We start from the raw sequence: 14,397 nt of genomic DNA, 5'->3' as shown, positions 1-14,397 counted from the left end.
GGCGGCTGCGCGGTTGGTTCCGGATGCTCATCTACAGTGCCCGCAATCCCGCGATGACCTCGCGCAGAATCCGCTCGTCGGGAAGCTGGGCCGGTGGCACCGGACGGCTCACGGTGACGCAGCCCCCTTCGAGCAGATCGCCCAGGAGCACCCGGACCACGCCCACCGGAAGGTCCGCGCCGGCCGCGAGTTCGGCGACGGACTGCGTCTCCACCCGGCACAGGTCGATCAGCGCGCGGTGTTCGGGGCCGAGCGCGGTGTCGCCGTCGGCGCCGGGCGCGCCCGGGTCGAGCGTGACGAGGGCGATCAGGTCGAACCTGACTCCGGTGGGGCCGGGTCTGGTGCGGCCGCCGGTCATGGCGTAGGGACGGACGAGGGGCCCGGCCTCGCCGTCGTACCACTGGCTGCCCGCCTCGCGCGGGGCGCCGGTCGTGTACTCGGTCATCGGGGACGCTTCCGGCTCATCCGGCGGCGGGCGGCCGGGCGGCGACCCGCGGTGCGGTGTAGAGGTGCTCACCGACGCGCTTGACCAGGCGTGCCATCTCGTAGGCGACCAGGCCGATGTCGGCGGTGACGGCGGTGAGTACGGCGAGGCAGGAGCCGTCGCCGGCGGCGGCCACGAAGAGAAAGGCGTCGTCCATCTCGACCATGGTCTGGCGCACCCCGCCGGCCCCGAAGTGCCGTCCCGTGCCCTTGGCGAGACTGTTGAAGCCGGAGGCGACGGCGGCGAGGTGCTCGGCGTCCTCACGTCCGAGGGCGGTCGAGGCGCCGACGGCGAGGCCGTCGTTGGAGAGCACCACCGCGTGCCGTACCTCTTCGACACGCAGCACCAGGTCGTCCAGCAGCCAGTCGAGTTCACCGGATCGGTGGTCGGCCCTCAGGCCCGGGTCCTGGATCATGCGCGGTCTCCTTCGGTGCTGTCGGTGCCCTCTTCGGGTTCCGGGGTGGCTGCGCGGCCGGGCTGCCTGCCGCCGCCGCGCGCCCAGCCGTCGCGGTAGGCCGTCATGCGGTCGCGGACGAGTTCGGGGGTGCGTTCGTCCCCGCCCCGGGCGGGCGTGGGTGCCTCGGTGTGTGGATCGCGCAGTTGGGGGGCGAGGCTCGCCTGCCGCACCCGGCGTGGCAGGTCGTCGTCGCGGGGTTCGGAGCCGTGCGGTGGGCGGTGCGGCCTCAAGGTCGTGACTCCGGGGGGTGGTGGCTCGGGCGCCGGGTGCGCAGTGGTGCGGGTGGTGGGGGTCGTGGCGAGGGCGGGACGGGCGGCGGGGGCGACGGGGGCCTGCGGGGAGTCGGTGCCGGGCACGCGCGCGTCCTCCCCGCCTTCCGGTGCCTGTCCGACGCCGGCCGCCGGACGGCCGGAACGTTCCGCCGGACCCGCGTGCAGCAGGGCCTTCGGCAGCAGGACCACCGCGGTGGTGCCGCCGTAGGGCGAGGTCCGCAGGTGCACCTTGATGCCGTGGCGGGCCGCGAGCCGGCTGACGACGAACAGGCCGAGCCGGTCGCTGTCGAACAGGTCGAGGGCCTCCGACTGCTCGATCCGCCGGTTGGCCTCGGCGAGGGTCTCCTGGCCCATGCCGAGTCCGCGGTCCTCGACCTCCAGGACGTAGCCGTTGCCGACGGGTTCCCCGCAGACGCGCACGCGCGTGTGCGGCGGCGAGAACTGGGCGGCGTTCTCCACGACCTCGGCGAGCAGATGGGTGAGGTCGGCCACGGCCGCGCCGACGACGGCCGCCTCGGGGAGCCGGCGTACCTCCACGCGCGCGTAGTCCTCGACCTCCGACACCGCGGCCCGTACGACGTTGGTCAGGGAGACCGGCATGCGCCAGGCCCGGCCGGGGGCCGCCCCGGAGAGGATGATCAGGCTCTCCGCGTGGCGGCGCATCCGGGTGGTGAGGTGGTCGAGGCGGAACAGGTCGCTGAGTTCGTTCGGGTCGTCGGAGCGGCGTTCCATGCTGTCCAGCAGGCTCAGCTGCCGGTGGACCAGGACCTGGCTGCGGCGGGCGAGGTTGACGAACACGCCCGCGATGCCGCTGGCGAGTTCGGCGCGCTCCACGGCGGCGCGCAGGGCTGCCCGGTGCACGGTGGCGAGGGCCTCCGCGACCTGTCCGGTCTCGTCCTCCGCGGGCGGCCCCGGTGGTGCCTCCGCGTGGACGTCGATCTCCTCGCCGGCCCGCAGTCTGCGCATCGCCTCGGGGAGCTTGCGCCGGGCGATCTCCAGTGCGCCGTTACGCAGGCTCACCAGCTCGATCACGAGGCCGCGTCCGATGCGTACCGAGATGACGAGCGAGGCGGTCACCGCGAGGAGCCCGAAGAGGACGGCGGCTCCGGCCGGGGTGAGCAGGCCGCGCGCGAACGGATCGGCCCGGCCCGCGACCGCCCGTGCCGTGCCGGTCTGGATGGTCCGCATACCGTCCCGCACGCGCGCGTGAGCGGCGTCCCAGGTCGCCTCCGGGACCGCGTCCAGCGCCTTGGCTCCGGGCCGGCTCGCGAGGATCCGGTCCTCGGCGGCCCCCAGCGCGCCGTAGTCGTCACCTGCGGCGAGCCGACTCCAGGCGGTGCGCTGTGCGCCGGGCAGGTCCGCGACGGCCACGTCGGTCAGGGCTCGGCGGGTGTCGACGGCGCCGGTGAACAGGCGCAGCGGCTCGCCGTCCAGGCCACCGGTCCGCCGGGCACCGGCGAGGACCGCGTCCTCCTGGGCCAACGCCTCTCCCGCGCGGGAGAATTCGAGCAGCACGCGCGCGTCGGCGCCCATGTCGTCGGCCTGGACGCCGGTGAGGGAGCCGTCCACGGCGAAGGCCCTGGCGATGGTCTGCGTGTACCGCCCGTAGGTCTCGTCCCAGCCGGCGCCCCGGCCCGGTACCGCCGTCCGGCGGGCGCGCAGTCCCTCGGCGTCGGTGACGAAGACCTGGAGGCGCTGGGCGACACCGGAGGGCAGTTCCCCGCTGTCGGCGACGGTGCTGTCCTTGCCGAGCCTCAGCTCGGCCACGGCCCGGTCGGTACGGGTGCCGAGCCTCTTGAGGTCACCGCCCCGTTCGGCGGTGGGGTCGGTGGCGTAGCGGACGGCCGCGGTACGTTCGGCCTGGAGCGCGGCGACGGCGTCGGCGACCGGGGTCCGCAACGCGGCGTCGACGCGTTGGGACTGGCGCAGCCGGGAGACGTCCTGAGCGGTGGTGACCGTGGCGTACGCCCACAGGGCGAGCAGCGACATGACCGGCACCATGAGCAGGCAGACGACCTTGGCCCGGACCGTCCGGGGACGGATCCGCCAGCCTCCGGCGGGCGCGTCGCCGGACGTGGTGCCGACGACGTCGTCGACCGGTTCGTCGGCCGGTGCTCCGGCGTGCGCGCGGCGGCCGCTGGGTGGCCGCGGGGACGGTGTCCGCGGGTCTGCCGTGGGGGTCCTACGGGGTGTACGCATGGCCTCCTCGCTCGGGAGTGGGTAGGGGACCGCGGGCCCGGGCCGCACCGGGTCGCGTGCGGCGGCCGGTCGGTGCGGCGCGGGGCCGGTCACCGCGCGGTGCTGGTGACGGGCCGCTGGGCCGAGGCGGACGCCGCGCGCTCGCCGGCCGTGGGAGACAGCGCGACGAAGGCCGAGGTGAGGAACAGATAGGACCCGAGGCCGACGGCGAGCGGGAAGATGAACTGCATCGCCGTGGCTCCGGGCAGGGCGGCTCCGGACGGGGTGACGCGCACACTGACCGCGAACATCCCCGTGTAGTGCATGCTGCTGACGGCCGCGCCCATGACCAGTGAGGCGACGGTGACCGCCACGGGTGACTTGATGTTGAGCGCCGCCCACAGGGCCGCGGTCGCGGCGGCCACCGCGATGAGCACGGAGAGCCCGACGAGCATCGGGTCGTAGTGCACGTCACCGTGCAGCCGGACCGCCGCCATCCCGAGGTAGTGCATGCTGGCGACGCCCAGGCCGGTGGTGAGCCCGCCCAGCAGAAGTGCCCGGTTGCGGTCGCGGCTGTAGCCGACGGCGAAGACGCCGGCGGTGACCACGATCACGGCGACGAGCAGGCTGAGGATGGTCAGCGGCACGTCGTAGCGGATGTCGGTGCCACTGACGCCGAAGCCGAGCATGGCCACGAAGTGCATGGTCCAGATGCCGGTGCCGAGTGCGGACGCCGCGGTGAGGAGCCAGTTGCGGCGCGAGCGGCCGGTGCTGCCGAGTGCACGGACGGTGCAGCGCAGCCCCAGTGCGGCGCCTATGCAGGCCATGACGTACGACAGCACGGGGGTCAGCCAGCCGAAGGTGGCGTGGTCCAGGTGTCCCATGACCAAGGGACGCTAGGGGGCACGGAAGCATGAAGCGGGCGCATTTCGAAAGGTGTTGCAATATGACCCGGAGATGTGCCGGAACGATCGCGTCCGGCTCGAACGTGCGCGCAGGTTCATCCTCCGTGACGGTGAGGGAACATGCGAACCATGAGCGACGACCACACGCACGTCCAGGAGTTCTTCACAGCACGAGCGGCCGACTGGGACAGCAGGTTCCCCGACGACGGCCCCGCGTACGCGGCGGCCGTGACCGAGTTGGGGCTGCGCGCGGGTGACCGGGTGCTCGACGCGGGCTGCGGTACGGGCCGCGCGCTGCCGCCGCTGCGCACCGCCGTCGGACCCTCGGGCGCGGTCCTCGGAATGGACCTGACCCCGGCGATGCTGCAGGCCGCGGTACGCGCCGGGCGCCACCGTGACGGACGGCTGCTGCTCGCCGACGTCGCCGCGCTGCCCGTGCGCTCGAAGTCACTGGACGCCGTGTTCGCCGCGGGTCTGATCGCCCACCTGCCCCGGCCCGCCCGGAATCTGCGGGAGTTGGCGCGTGTGGTCCGCCCCGGCGGCACGCTCGCCCTGTTCCACCCCATCGGCCGGGCCGCCCTGGCGGCGCGCCAGGGACGGCGGATCACCCCCGGCGACCTGCGCGCGGAGGGCAACCTCGGTCCGCTGCTCGCCGGTTCGGGCTGGCACATGACCTCGTACGTGGACGAGGACACCCGTTTCCTGGCACTCGCGGTCCGCGGCGACTAGCCGGCGACCGCCGCTCCCCCGAGGCCGGGCCGGGGCCGGTCGGGACGGGTCGGCCATGCCCTCTTCTGTCGCCGGGGCTTCAACTCTACGTTCGACAGAGGAAGACGAATGTTCGCGAGCGACAGTCATGCGACAGCCGACGAAGGAAGGTGGCCGGCATGTTCGACCGGATGCGCAGGTACGCGGAGAGGGTTCGTGGCGCCGGGGGCACGCGGGTGCCGGAGCGTCGTGAGAAGCGTGCACACAATTTGTTCGAGGCGGCGGCCGCCTATGTGGCGGCCCGCGCGGAGGACGACCAGGACCGGATCGAGGAGACGGCCGGCTGGGTGTCGCCGGAGGCGCTGTCGTTCGGGGTGAGCGAACTGGCCTGCCGTGCCGTCGTCACGCTGGCGCGGGAACGCGGGCAGTCGCCGCGGACGGTGGCGCGCGACCTCCTCGGACTGCCGGTCGCCTGATGCTTCGCCCCGCCGAGGTCGTTTCGTCCCCCTCCCGGTGGAAAGCTGCAGCTCCGGCTGTGGTGGCCGGTCGTGACAACGGCCTTCCGATCGCACTAGGGTGCGCGCCGTTGGACGAACGACTGGGAGGCAGGCATGGCCGGGACGGACGAGGAGGCCCTCGCCGCCGCGGACGAGGCGCTGTACGTGCTCACCGCGGTGCTGCTGACGCCCGCGCAGTTTCCGAGCGTCTTGGGCGACGACTACCCGGAGGCCTGCGCGGCGCTGGAGCTGGCACCGCGCGCCGACGGCTACGGCCTGGTGCTGGGCCAGGACGGTGGTGGGGCGCGCTGGACGGTCGTCGTGGACGACGTCTCGCTGGTCGCGGTCGCGATCGCGTCCTGGGACTGCGGCATGGAGCACGACCTCTCCCCGGACGAGCGCACCGTGGTCGCCGCCCTGCCCGGCTGGCCGCTCGCGGTCGCCGTGGCGGCCCCGAACGTGCCCGCGCCGCACGACCCCGGCCCCGAGATCGCCGACCGTGCCCCGCTGACCCCGCCGGACACCAGTTCCTGGGGCCCCGCGCAGCGGCGGCTGGGCGCGGACGAGATCGCCCTCCAGTGGGCGGTCTGGCGGGAACAGATCGGCGACGACCACTTCCCGGCGCTGGACGAGGCACCGAAAGCCTCCGAGGAGGCCCCTGGGGACGGCGTGACGGCCGCGAAGGGGCACCTCGGGATCCGGCGGGTACTGGCCGAGGCGCGCGCCTACGTGGACACGCCTCCGCCGCTGGGCCGGGTCCGCTCGTCGTTCGCCCCGGGTGACGCGCGGACCCTGCGCGCCGACGGGCCCGGCTGGTCGATGGTGGCCCGCACCGACGACATCGCCTTCGTGCTTCTCGACGCGGAGCCCGGGGAGGTCCTGCCCGTGGGACGTGGCCCCGAGCTCCCCGGCCTCCTGGAGGCCCTGGACAAGATGGCCGTACGGCCCCTGTGAACCCCTCCGGGCCGCGCTCCCGCCGAGGGATCCGCGGCCTCGGGCGGGTGGCTCAGCGGCCGATCTCCTTGCGCGTCACCCTGCGCAGCCTGCGCCGCTGCGAGGGGTCCAGGGTGAGGTAGGCGGCCACCGGGACGCCGACCACGATCAGGAACGTCACCCACCAGGGCAGCCATATCAGCAGGATGAGCCCGACCGCCACACCTCCTGCGGCGATCTTCGCGTTCTTCGACATCAGCGTCGCCTCCTTCGCGGCCACTGCCGCTCTCTGATCTGAAAACGGGCCCGCGCCTCCCGCGGTTCCGGACCGCGCCCCTGAGACATCCCTGACGAGCGACCCCTACTGGTCCCTGATACCGGGTCGAACAGTTTGTGAAGCAGTCCCGCTCCCAGCGTAGTCACTCCCGCCCCGGTGTCGGGACGGGTTGCCCCCCGGTGTTCCGCCGCCCGCCGGTGCCGCGCAACCGGACGGCCGGCCTGCGGAAAATCCCACTCACAGCGGCCGGTTGGCCGGATGTTCCGTCGCGCGGGGGCTGGCCGCGGCCCTGCTGATCACCGACGGCGTCTGCACCGGGTGGACACCGAAGGCGCCGGTCCGCCTCCACTACGCCGACGGCGGCGAGCAGGCCGTCAACGCGAACACGGCCCGCTGCCACGCCGCCCTGCGCGCCCACGGCGCCGACGCCCCGGTGGTCGACCTCGGCGAGCGGGACTACGGCGGTTCCCCGCACCCGGGTTCCCAGCAGGCGGGAACCGCCGCCGTGGTGCGGTGGTTCGGGTCACTGGACTGAGCCGGAGGGCCGGAACCGCGGGCGGCCCCGGCCGGCTGGGGGTCACCCCGGCAGCGAGGGCAGCAGCGAGTCCAGACCGCTCGGCAGCCCGCTGGGGAGCTCCGACGGCCAGGTGGAGGGCAGTTCGCTCGGCAGCCCCGACGGCAGACCGCTGGGCAGTCCCGACGGCAGACCGCTGGGCAGCTCCGTCGGGAGGCTGAAGGACGGCCGCGCGGAGGCGGACGCGGTCGGGCTGCTCGTGGTGGACGTGTCACCGGGCGAACCGTTGCCGCCGGACACCATCAGAAAGACGACGGCCACGGCCACCGCGGCCACCAGCACGGTCAGCACGGCGTACAGCGGTCCCCTGCGCCGGCGGGGCGGCTCCGGGGGCGGACCGGACGCCCAGTCGACGGCGGTGGGCGGGTCATGGTCCCCGAATCCCCCTCCCGAGGGCGGTCCGAACCCTCCGTACGGAGGCGGGTCGTCGCCTCCGTCCGAGGGCGGGGTGCCGTTCGGCGGGCCGGGCGGGCGGGGCGGTACGGGTGGCAGGGCCATACCGCCAAGAGTCACCGCGTACCGGTCATCGCGCGAGCCCCGAGCCGGAGTTGATACGGACTCATGCAACGGACCGCACGATTCCGGAGCATTTCCCGCACGGACCGGTCGCGGGGTGCGGGCAACCGGTCGCGCGGGTGCGGGCAACGGCACGCGCGCGTGCGGGTGTTCGCTCCGAGAGCGGCCCTCACGCGCGCGTACGGGTTCAGCCCCGGGCGCCCAGCAGGTGGTCCATCGCCAGCTGGTCGAGCTGCTCGAAGGCCATCCCGCGCGCGGCGGCCGCCTCCGCGTCGAACTCCTCGAACGCCGCGCGGTCCGCAAGGAGCGCCTGGAGGCCGTCCGCGGCCGTCGGCTGCGCCAGCTGGTCCAGGCGGGAGGCGCGCAGGGCCTCCTGGACCTCCGGGTCGGCGCGGAAGGCGGCCGCGCGCTCCTTGAGCATCAGGTAGTTGCGCATGCAGCCGGCGGCAGAGGCCCACACGCCGTCGAGGTCCTCGGTGCGCGGCGGCTTGAAGTCGAAGTGCTTCGGGCCCTCGTAGCCCGCGCTCTCCAGCAGGTCGACCAGCCAGAAGGCGGCGCGCAGGTCGCCGGCGCCGAAGCGCAGATCCTGGTCGTACTTGATGCCGGACTGACCGTTGAGGTCGATGTGGAAGAGCTTGCCGGCCCACAGCGCCTGCGCGATGCCGTGCGGGAAGTTCAGGCCGGCCATCTGCTCGTGGCCCACCTCGGGGTTGACGCCGTACAGCTCGGGGCGCTCCAGGCGCTCGATGAAGGCGAGCGCGTGGCCGACGGTGGGGAGCAGGATGTCGCCGCGGGGCTCGTTCGGCTTGGGCTCGATGGCGAAGCGCAGGTCATAGCCCTGGGAGGTGACGTACTCGCCGAGGAGGTCGAAGGCCTCCTTCATGCGGTCGAGAGCGACGCGCACGTCCTTGGCGGCGCCGGACTCCGCGCCCTCACGGCCGCCCCAGGCGACGTAGGTCTCGGCACCCAGCTCGGCGGCCAGGTCGATGTTGCGGATGGTCTTGCGCAGGGCGTAACGGCGCACGTCACGGTCGTTCGCGGTGAACGCGCCGTCCTTGAAGACCGGGTGGGTGAAGAGGTTGGTGGTGGCCATCGGCACCTTCATGCCGGTCGCGTCGAGGGCCTGGCGGAAGCGCTTGATGTGCGATTCGCGCTCGGTGTCGGAGGACCCGAAGGGGATCAGGTCGTCGTCGTGGAACGTCACACCGTGGGCGCCCAGTTCGGACAGGCGCTGCACCGTCTCGACCGGGTCGAGGGCACGGCGGGTGGCGTCGCCGAACGGGTCCCTTCCCTGCCAGCCGACGGTCCACAGGCCGAAGGTGAACCTGTCCTCGGGGGTGGGCTGGTAGCTCATGCCGCGGCTCCTTGCTCGGGGGTTCTGCGCGAAGACTGTGCCGGACGACTGTCGTGCCGACTATTTCGTCATGGCGGTTTACAAATTAGTATGCCGACGCGTCCCTGGGAAGGGTCACCCTGTCCCCGAAGGACGAAAACCGGGTCGCGACACCCCGTCGGACCGGAAAAACTGCAGGTCAGGTAAACCGCGAGCCGCGGAAAAAGGGAGAGCCCGATGTCAGCAGCCGAGGGTCCGCTCGTCGTCGGCGTGGACACGTCCACCCAGTCCACCAAGGCGCTGGTGGTCGACGCGTCCACCGGCCAGGTCGTGGCGAGCGGCCAGGCGCCGCACACCGTGTCCTCCGGCGCGGGGCGGGAGAGCGATCCGCGTCAGTGGTGGGACGCGCTGTGCGAGGCGCTGCGCCAGTGCGGGGACGCGGCGCGCGAGGCGGCGGCCGTGTCGATCGGCGGGCAGCAGCACGGTCTGGTCACGCTGGACGAGCGGGGCGAGCCGGTGCGCCCGGCCATGCTGTGGAACGACGTCCGTTCGGCGCCCCAGGCCCAGCGGCTGGTCGAGGAGCTGGGCGGGCCGAAGGCCTGGGCGGAGCGCACCGGCAGTGTTCCGGGCGCGTCCTTCACGGTCACCAAGTGGGCCTGGCTGGCGGAGCACGAGCCGGAGGCGGTCCGTGCGACCAGGGCCGTCCGGCTCCCCCACGACTACCTCACCGAGCGCCTCACCGGGCAGGGCACGACCGACCGCGGTGACGCCTCCGGCACCGGCTGGTGGGCGTCGGCGACCGAGGCGTACGACGAGGAGACCCTCGCCCACGTGGGCCTGGACCCGGCGTTCCTGCCCCGCGTGGTCCGCCCCGGCGAGATCGCCGGCACCGTGCGTGACGGTCACGAGCTGCCGTTCTCCAAGGGCACCCTGGTGGCGCCGGGTACGGGCGACAACGCGGCGGCCGCGCTGGGTCTCGGGCTGCGCCCCGGGACGCCGGTGCTCAGCCTCGGCACCTCGGGCACGGTGTACGCGGTGTCGAAGCACCGTCCCGCCGATCCGACCGGTACCGTCGCGGGCTTCGCCGACGCGCACGGCGACTGGCTGCCGCTGGCCTGCACACTGAACTGCACCCTCGCGGTCGACCGGGTCGCGGCGCTGCTCGGCCTGGACCGGGAGGCCGTCGAGCCCGGTACCTCGGTCACCCTGCTGCCGTACCTGGACGGTGAGCGCACCCCCAACCTGCCGAACGCCTCCGGGCTGCTGCACGGCCTGCGCCATGACACCACCGCCGGACAGCTCCTGCAGGCCGCCTACGACGGCGCCGTGCACGCCCTGCTCGGCGCCCTGGACCTGGTGCTCGACGCGGACGCCGACCGGACCACGCCGCTGCTGCTGATCGGCGGCGGGGCCCGGGGCCGCGCCTGGCAGGAGACGGTACGGCGGCTGTCGGGACGTCCGGTGCAGGTGCCCGAGGCGAAGGAACTGGTCGCCCTCGGTGCCGCCGCGCAGGCGGCCGGGCTGCTGACCGGTGAGGATCCGGCGGCGGTGGCCCGGCGCTGGAACACGGCGGCGGGACCGGTGCTGGACGCCGTGGAGCGGGACTCGGCGACGCTGGCGAGGATCTCCGGGGTACTCTCCGACGCGGCCCCGCTGCTGGACCGGGCGCCGCAGGAGCGGTGACCGCGCGGGAGGCAGGTCGCAGGACCGTCCAGGGGACTGAGGATTGATCGAGGCATGACCGCACCGCTGCACGAGGCCCGCCCGACGACGACCGGCCGTGCCCTGCCGGACACCCAGCAGGGCATGCGCCGGCGCAACCTCGCGCGCGTGATGCACGCGGTCAGCGCCGAGGGTTCGCTGTCGCGGGCCGCGGTCGCCTCACGCATCGGTCTGACCAGGGCGGCGGTGTCGACCCTGGTGGACGAGCTGGTCCGCTGGGGACTCCTGGAGGAGCTGGGGCCCGAGCGGCCCAGCCGGGTCGGACGGCCCGGTTCCGCGCTCGCGGTGAGCGGGCGCGGCCCGGTCGGCATCGGGGCGGAGATCGGGGTCGACCACCTCGCCGTGTGCGCGGTGGACCTGCGCGGCGAGGTACGGGCGCGTGCCGTGCGGCACGGCGCGAACCGGGGCCGGGCGCCGGAACCGGTGGTCGAGGAGCTCTCCGAGCTGGTCCGGCGGGTCGTGGCGGACGCGGAGCGCGAAGGGCTGTGGCCGGCCGGTCTCGCGGTCGCCGTCCCCGGCCTGGTGGACCGCGACGGGCACACGGTCGTCCACGCCCCGAACCTCGACTGGCACGACACCGACCTCCGCGCGCTGCTGCCCGCCGACCTCCCACCCAACGTCGACAACGAGGCCAACTTCGGTGCCCTGGCCGAACTGTGGCTCGGCGATGCCACCCCACCGGACTTCCTGCACGTGTCCGCGGAGATCGGTATCGGCGCCGCGGTCGTCGTCGGCGGCCAGCTGCTGCGGGGGAAGCGTGGGTTCGCGGGCGAACTCGGCCATGTGCCGGTCCACCCCGACGGACCGCACTGCGCCTGCGGCGGGCGCGGGTGCCTGGAGCAGTACGCCGGTGAGGAGGCGGTGCTGCGCGCGGCCGGTCTCGCACCCCGCGAGGACGCGGTGGGTCTGCTCGCGCTGCGGGCGGGCGAGGACCACGAGGGAGTACGCCGCGCCCTGCACGACGCCGGTACGGCCCTGGGCATCGCCCTGACCGGCGCCGTCAACCTCCTCGATCCCGAGACGGTGGTTCTGGGCGGCGCCCTGGCCGGCCTCGCCCCGTGGCTGCTTCCGTCCCTGGAGACCGAACTGGCCGACCGCACGACCGGCCCGGCCTGCCCGGTCGCCGTCTCCCGCCTCGGGTCCGAAGGCCCGCTCCTGGGCGCCGCCCACTCGGTGGTCCGCGCCGTACTGGACGATCCGGCGACGGTGGCGGAACGGGTCTGAGGGCGATCGCCGGGCCGGGCGCCGGCTCCTTCCCCCGTCCGGGTGACGACGTTTTCCACCAGCGCCGCCCCGTCCACAGAGCCACTTCGCGCCCTCCTTCCCCACCCGTCGGCGCCGTAACGTGTTGCACGCGAGGCGGTCCGTGGGACCGACGGGTGCACGCACGGGGGACGGCGGCATCGCCGTCGGCCGAGGTGTGCGACACCAACCACACCTGTGTGGCCGAGCTCCGCAAGGAGTGGCCGCCCGCGCGCGAGACTTACCGCGGACCGCACGCGCGGCCGCGCGAGACCGCGGTGGCCCCGCGCCGCTGACCGCGACTCCCCCGTGCTTCGGGCACGCTTCGGAAAGGGACCTCATCCATGGACCGGGCACGACCGCTCCCCACCAGGCGACTGCTCCTGAAGGGCGCGGCCCTCGCCGCCGTCCCCTACCCGCTGCTCCCCGCCCGCCCCGCGGGCGCGAGCACCGGAGTCATCGACTACCCCAGGGCCGAGTGGCAGGCGGCGAGCGACGAGAACCGCACGTCGGCCCAGCGCCCCGACGGGTGCGGCATCGACCGGGTGATCATCCATGTGACCCAGTACGCGTACGCCGGCACGCTGTCCATCTTCCAGAACCCGAAGAATCGGGTGTCCGCGCACTATCTGCTGCGTTCGGCCGACGGCCATGTGGCGCAGTGCGTCCGGGAGTCGGACGTCGCCTGGCACGCGGGGAACTGGGAGTACAACACGCGCAGCATCGGCATCGAGCACGAGGGCTGGGTGGAGAAGCCGGAGTACTTCACCGACGCCCTGTACGCGGAGTCGGCGCGGCTGACGGCGTCCATCTGCGACAGATACGGGATCCCGAAGGACCGTGACCACGTCATCGGCCATGCCGAGGTGCCGGGGACCGATCACACCGACCCGGGTCCGCACTGGGACTGGGCGCGCTACATGAGGCTGGTCGGACTGTCCTTGGAGTGAGGGCGAGGCAGAGCGGTCGAAACGGTTGTCGGACCGAACACCCTGGGTGACGATGTCCCCAGCCGCATCGCCTTCCGGGAGGCCGAGTTGACCGATCAGTGGGTGGCTCTGGAACCGGGGGCCGACCCTGCCGCGCGCGTCCGGGTGCTGCGCCGGGCGCATGAGACGTTCACGACGGCGGGTACGGTGCCGCGCCCGGTGCGGTCGGTGGTGGCCGAGTCGTGGCGGCGTTCGGCACGGGCCGGGGTGGGACCGGACGGCGCGGCCCGGGTGGAGCTGACCGACGGGGACCTCGGGACCTACCGGGCGGAGCATCCGCTGGCCAGGGTGATGCCGCTGGTGCGGGAGCTGATGGGCACGTTCGCGGCGGACGGCGAACATCTGCTGGCGGTGTGCGACGCGGACGGCAGGCTGCTGTGGGTGGAGGGGCATCCGGCGACCCGGCGGCGGGCGGACCGGATGAACTTCGTGCCGGGCGCGCGCTGGTCGGAGAGCGCGGTCGGCACCAACGCGCCGGGGACGGCGGTGGCCGTGGACCGGCCGGTGCAGGTGTTCGCGGCGGAGCACTTCATCCGCCGGGTGCAGCCGTGGACGTGCGCGGCGGCGCCGGTGCACGATCCCCGCAACGGGCGGGTGCTGGGCGCCGTCGACATCACCGGCGGCGACCGGCTGGCGCATCCGCACAGCCTGGGTTTCGTGCAGGCGGTGGCGCGGGCCGCCGAGTCGCAGCTGGCGCTGCTGGATCCGCCGGCGCCCGCCGACGAGTCGCCCGCGTTGGCGGCGCTCGGCCGTGACGAGGCCGAACTCCGGCTGGGCGGGCACCGGATCAGGCTCGGCCGCCGCCACAGCGAGCTGCTGGTGCTGCTCTCCCGCCATCCGGAGGGACTGACCGGCGACGAGCTGCTGTGCGCGCTGTACGAGGACGAGTCGGTGACGCCGGTGACACTGCGGGCCGAACTGGCCCGGCTGCGGAGGCTGCTGGGGCCCGGGCTGCTCGCCTCCCGACCGTACCGGCTGACCGCTCCGGTCGAGTCCGACGCGAGCGTCGTGGAGCGGCGGCTGGAGGCGGGGGCGGTGACGGCGGCGGTGACGGCGTACCCGGGTCCGCTGCTGCCCGCTTCGCAGGCGCCCGCGGTCGTACTGCTCAGGCGACGGCTCGCGGACGGGCTGCGGGCCGCGCTGATCGCGCGCCGCGATCCCGATCTGCTGGCGGACTGGGCGCACGCTCCGTGGGGCGAGGACGACGTCCAGGTGTGGCGTGCCCTCGCGGCGGTGCGGCCGACCCCGGTGGTCCGCAGCCGGTTGACCGCACTGGAGTCGGAGTTGGCGGCTCCGGCGCGCTGACCTGC

General features: G+C 74.0%; 15 protein-coding genes. 8 read left to right on the top strand and 7 right to left on the bottom strand.

The window, feature by feature from the left end:
- Positions 1-31: 31 nt before the first annotated feature.
- The 4 genes from ACFXI4_RS25525 to ACFXI4_RS25510 form a co-directional block, all read right to left on the bottom strand.
- Positions 32-445, bottom strand: coding sequence for a DUF742 domain-containing protein (locus tag ACFXI4_RS25525; RefSeq protein WP_384994945.1), 414 nt, complete (start codon positions 443-445; stop codon positions 32-34).
- A 16-nt stretch (positions 446-461) separates the two neighbouring features.
- The gene (locus ACFXI4_RS25520) at positions 462-899 is read right to left on the bottom strand and encodes a roadblock/LC7 domain-containing protein (RefSeq protein WP_384994942.1); all 438 of its coding nucleotides are present in this window, start codon (positions 897-899) and stop codon (positions 462-464) included.
- Positions 896-3,412 (bottom strand): nitrate- and nitrite sensing domain-containing protein, encoded by a 2,517-nt coding sequence (locus ACFXI4_RS25515; RefSeq protein ID WP_384994939.1) that lies wholly within the window; start codon positions 3,410-3,412, stop codon positions 896-898. Before ACFXI4_RS25515 ends, ACFXI4_RS25520 begins: the two co-directional genes overlap by 4 nt.
- Before the next feature lie 89 nt (positions 3,413-3,501).
- Complete coding sequence (locus ACFXI4_RS25510) at positions 3,502-4,275, bottom strand: MHYT domain-containing protein (protein WP_384994937.1); 774 nt, start codon at positions 4,273-4,275, stop codon at positions 3,502-3,504.
- A 150-nt stretch (positions 4,276-4,425) separates the two neighbouring features.
- On the opposite strand from ACFXI4_RS25510, the gene ACFXI4_RS25505 reads away from it, so the two are divergent.
- The 3 genes from ACFXI4_RS25505 (at position 4,426) to ACFXI4_RS25495 (ending at position 6,455) form a co-directional block, all read left to right on the top strand.
- A complete protein-coding gene (locus ACFXI4_RS25505; protein WP_384994935.1) occupies positions 4,426-5,025 on the top strand; it encodes a class I SAM-dependent methyltransferase in 600 nt (199 codons plus the stop codon).
- Between the two features lie 158 nt (positions 5,026-5,183).
- On the top strand, positions 5,184-5,480 hold the full coding sequence (locus tag ACFXI4_RS25500; protein ID WP_384994932.1) for a hypothetical protein: 297 nt from the start codon (positions 5,184-5,186) through the stop codon (positions 5,478-5,480).
- 135 nt (positions 5,481-5,615) lie between these two features.
- Positions 5,616-6,455, top strand: a complete 840-nt coding sequence (locus ACFXI4_RS25495) for a hypothetical protein (protein WP_384994929.1) — start codon at positions 5,616-5,618, stop codon at positions 6,453-6,455.
- A gap of 52 nt (positions 6,456-6,507) precedes the next feature.
- On the opposite strand, the gene ACFXI4_RS25490 is transcribed toward ACFXI4_RS25495, so the two are convergent.
- Complete coding sequence (locus ACFXI4_RS25490; protein ID WP_181809683.1) at positions 6,508-6,690, bottom strand: hypothetical protein; 183 nt, start codon at positions 6,688-6,690, stop codon at positions 6,508-6,510.
- A gap of 271 nt (positions 6,691-6,961) precedes the next feature.
- Between ACFXI4_RS25490 and ACFXI4_RS25485 the strand changes: the two genes are divergently transcribed.
- Positions 6,962-7,246 carry a hypothetical protein gene (locus ACFXI4_RS25485; protein ID WP_384994927.1) on the top strand — a complete coding sequence of 95 codons (285 nt, stop codon included), beginning with the start codon at positions 6,962-6,964 and terminating at the stop codon, positions 7,244-7,246.
- 42 nt (positions 7,247-7,288) lie between these two features.
- On the opposite strand, the gene ACFXI4_RS25480 is transcribed toward ACFXI4_RS25485, so the two are convergent.
- Positions 7,289-7,783 carry a hypothetical protein gene (locus ACFXI4_RS25480; RefSeq protein ID WP_384994924.1) on the bottom strand — a complete coding sequence of 165 codons (495 nt, stop codon included), beginning with the start codon at positions 7,781-7,783 and terminating at the stop codon, positions 7,289-7,291.
- Between the two features lie 205 nt (positions 7,784-7,988).
- Positions 7,989-9,155: a xylose isomerase gene (xylA, locus tag ACFXI4_RS25475; protein ID WP_384994922.1), complete on the bottom strand. Its 1,167-nt coding sequence runs from the start codon at positions 9,153-9,155 to the stop codon at positions 7,989-7,991.
- Positions 9,156-9,371: 216 nt separating this feature from the next.
- Here xylA and xylB point away from each other — a divergent pair, with 216 nt between their 5' ends.
- From xylB to ACFXI4_RS25455, 4 genes are all read left to right on the top strand, one after another.
- Positions 9,372-10,817, top strand: coding sequence for a xylulokinase (gene xylB, locus ACFXI4_RS25470; RefSeq protein WP_384994919.1), 1,446 nt, complete (start codon positions 9,372-9,374; stop codon positions 10,815-10,817).
- Between the two features lie 54 nt (positions 10,818-10,871).
- Positions 10,872-12,080, top strand: a complete 1,209-nt coding sequence (locus ACFXI4_RS25465; protein ID WP_384994916.1) for an ROK family protein — start codon at positions 10,872-10,874, stop codon at positions 12,078-12,080.
- A gap of 362 nt (positions 12,081-12,442) precedes the next feature.
- Positions 12,443-13,048 (top strand): N-acetylmuramoyl-L-alanine amidase, encoded by a 606-nt coding sequence (locus ACFXI4_RS25460; protein ID WP_384994914.1) that lies wholly within the window; start codon positions 12,443-12,445, stop codon positions 13,046-13,048.
- A gap of 87 nt (positions 13,049-13,135) precedes the next feature.
- Positions 13,136-14,392, top strand: a complete 1,257-nt coding sequence (locus tag ACFXI4_RS25455) for a GAF domain-containing protein (protein WP_384994911.1) — start codon at positions 13,136-13,138, stop codon at positions 14,390-14,392.
- The last annotated feature ends 5 nt before the right edge of the window (positions 14,393-14,397 follow it).

Source organism: Streptomyces sp. NPDC059224 (genome assembly GCF_042754285.1).
GTDB lineage: Bacteria > Actinomycetota > Actinomycetes > Streptomycetales > Streptomycetaceae > Streptomyces.
The sequence above is the reverse complement of the archived record's forward strand: the minus strand, read 5'-3'. Positions and strand labels throughout refer to the sequence as shown.

Coding starts and splice junctions, on each gene's coding strand:
- ACFXI4_RS25480 (WP_384994924.1), bottom strand. CDS start 7,783: ATGGCCCTGCCACCCGTACCGCCCCGCCCGCCCGGCCCGCCGAACGGC.
- ACFXI4_RS25495 (WP_384994929.1), top strand. CDS start 5,616: ATGGCCGGGACGGACGAGGAGGCCCTCGCCGCCGCGGACGAGGCGCTG.
- ACFXI4_RS25510 (WP_384994937.1), bottom strand. CDS start 4,275: ATGGGACACCTGGACCACGCCACCTTCGGCTGGCTGACCCCCGTGCTG.
- ACFXI4_RS25500 (WP_384994932.1), top strand. CDS start 5,184: ATGTTCGACCGGATGCGCAGGTACGCGGAGAGGGTTCGTGGCGCCGGG.
- xylB (WP_384994919.1), top strand. CDS start 9,372: ATGTCAGCAGCCGAGGGTCCGCTCGTCGTCGGCGTGGACACGTCCACC.
- ACFXI4_RS25515 (WP_384994939.1), bottom strand. CDS start 3,412: ATGCGTACACCCCGTAGGACCCCCACGGCAGACCCGCGGACACCGTCC.
- ACFXI4_RS25525 (WP_384994945.1), bottom strand. CDS start 445: ATGACCGAGTACACGACCGGCGCCCCGCGCGAGGCGGGCAGCCAGTGG.
- ACFXI4_RS25490 (WP_181809683.1), bottom strand. CDS start 6,690: ATGTCGAAGAACGCGAAGATCGCCGCAGGAGGTGTGGCGGTCGGGCTC.
- ACFXI4_RS25520 (WP_384994942.1), bottom strand. CDS start 899: ATGATCCAGGACCCGGGCCTGAGGGCCGACCACCGATCCGGTGAACTC.
- xylA (WP_384994922.1), bottom strand. CDS start 9,155: ATGAGCTACCAGCCCACCCCCGAGGACAGGTTCACCTTCGGCCTGTGG.
- ACFXI4_RS25505 (WP_384994935.1), top strand. CDS start 4,426: ATGAGCGACGACCACACGCACGTCCAGGAGTTCTTCACAGCACGAGCG.
- ACFXI4_RS25465 (WP_384994916.1), top strand. CDS start 10,872: ATGACCGCACCGCTGCACGAGGCCCGCCCGACGACGACCGGCCGTGCC.
- ACFXI4_RS25460 (WP_384994914.1), top strand. CDS start 12,443: ATGGACCGGGCACGACCGCTCCCCACCAGGCGACTGCTCCTGAAGGGC.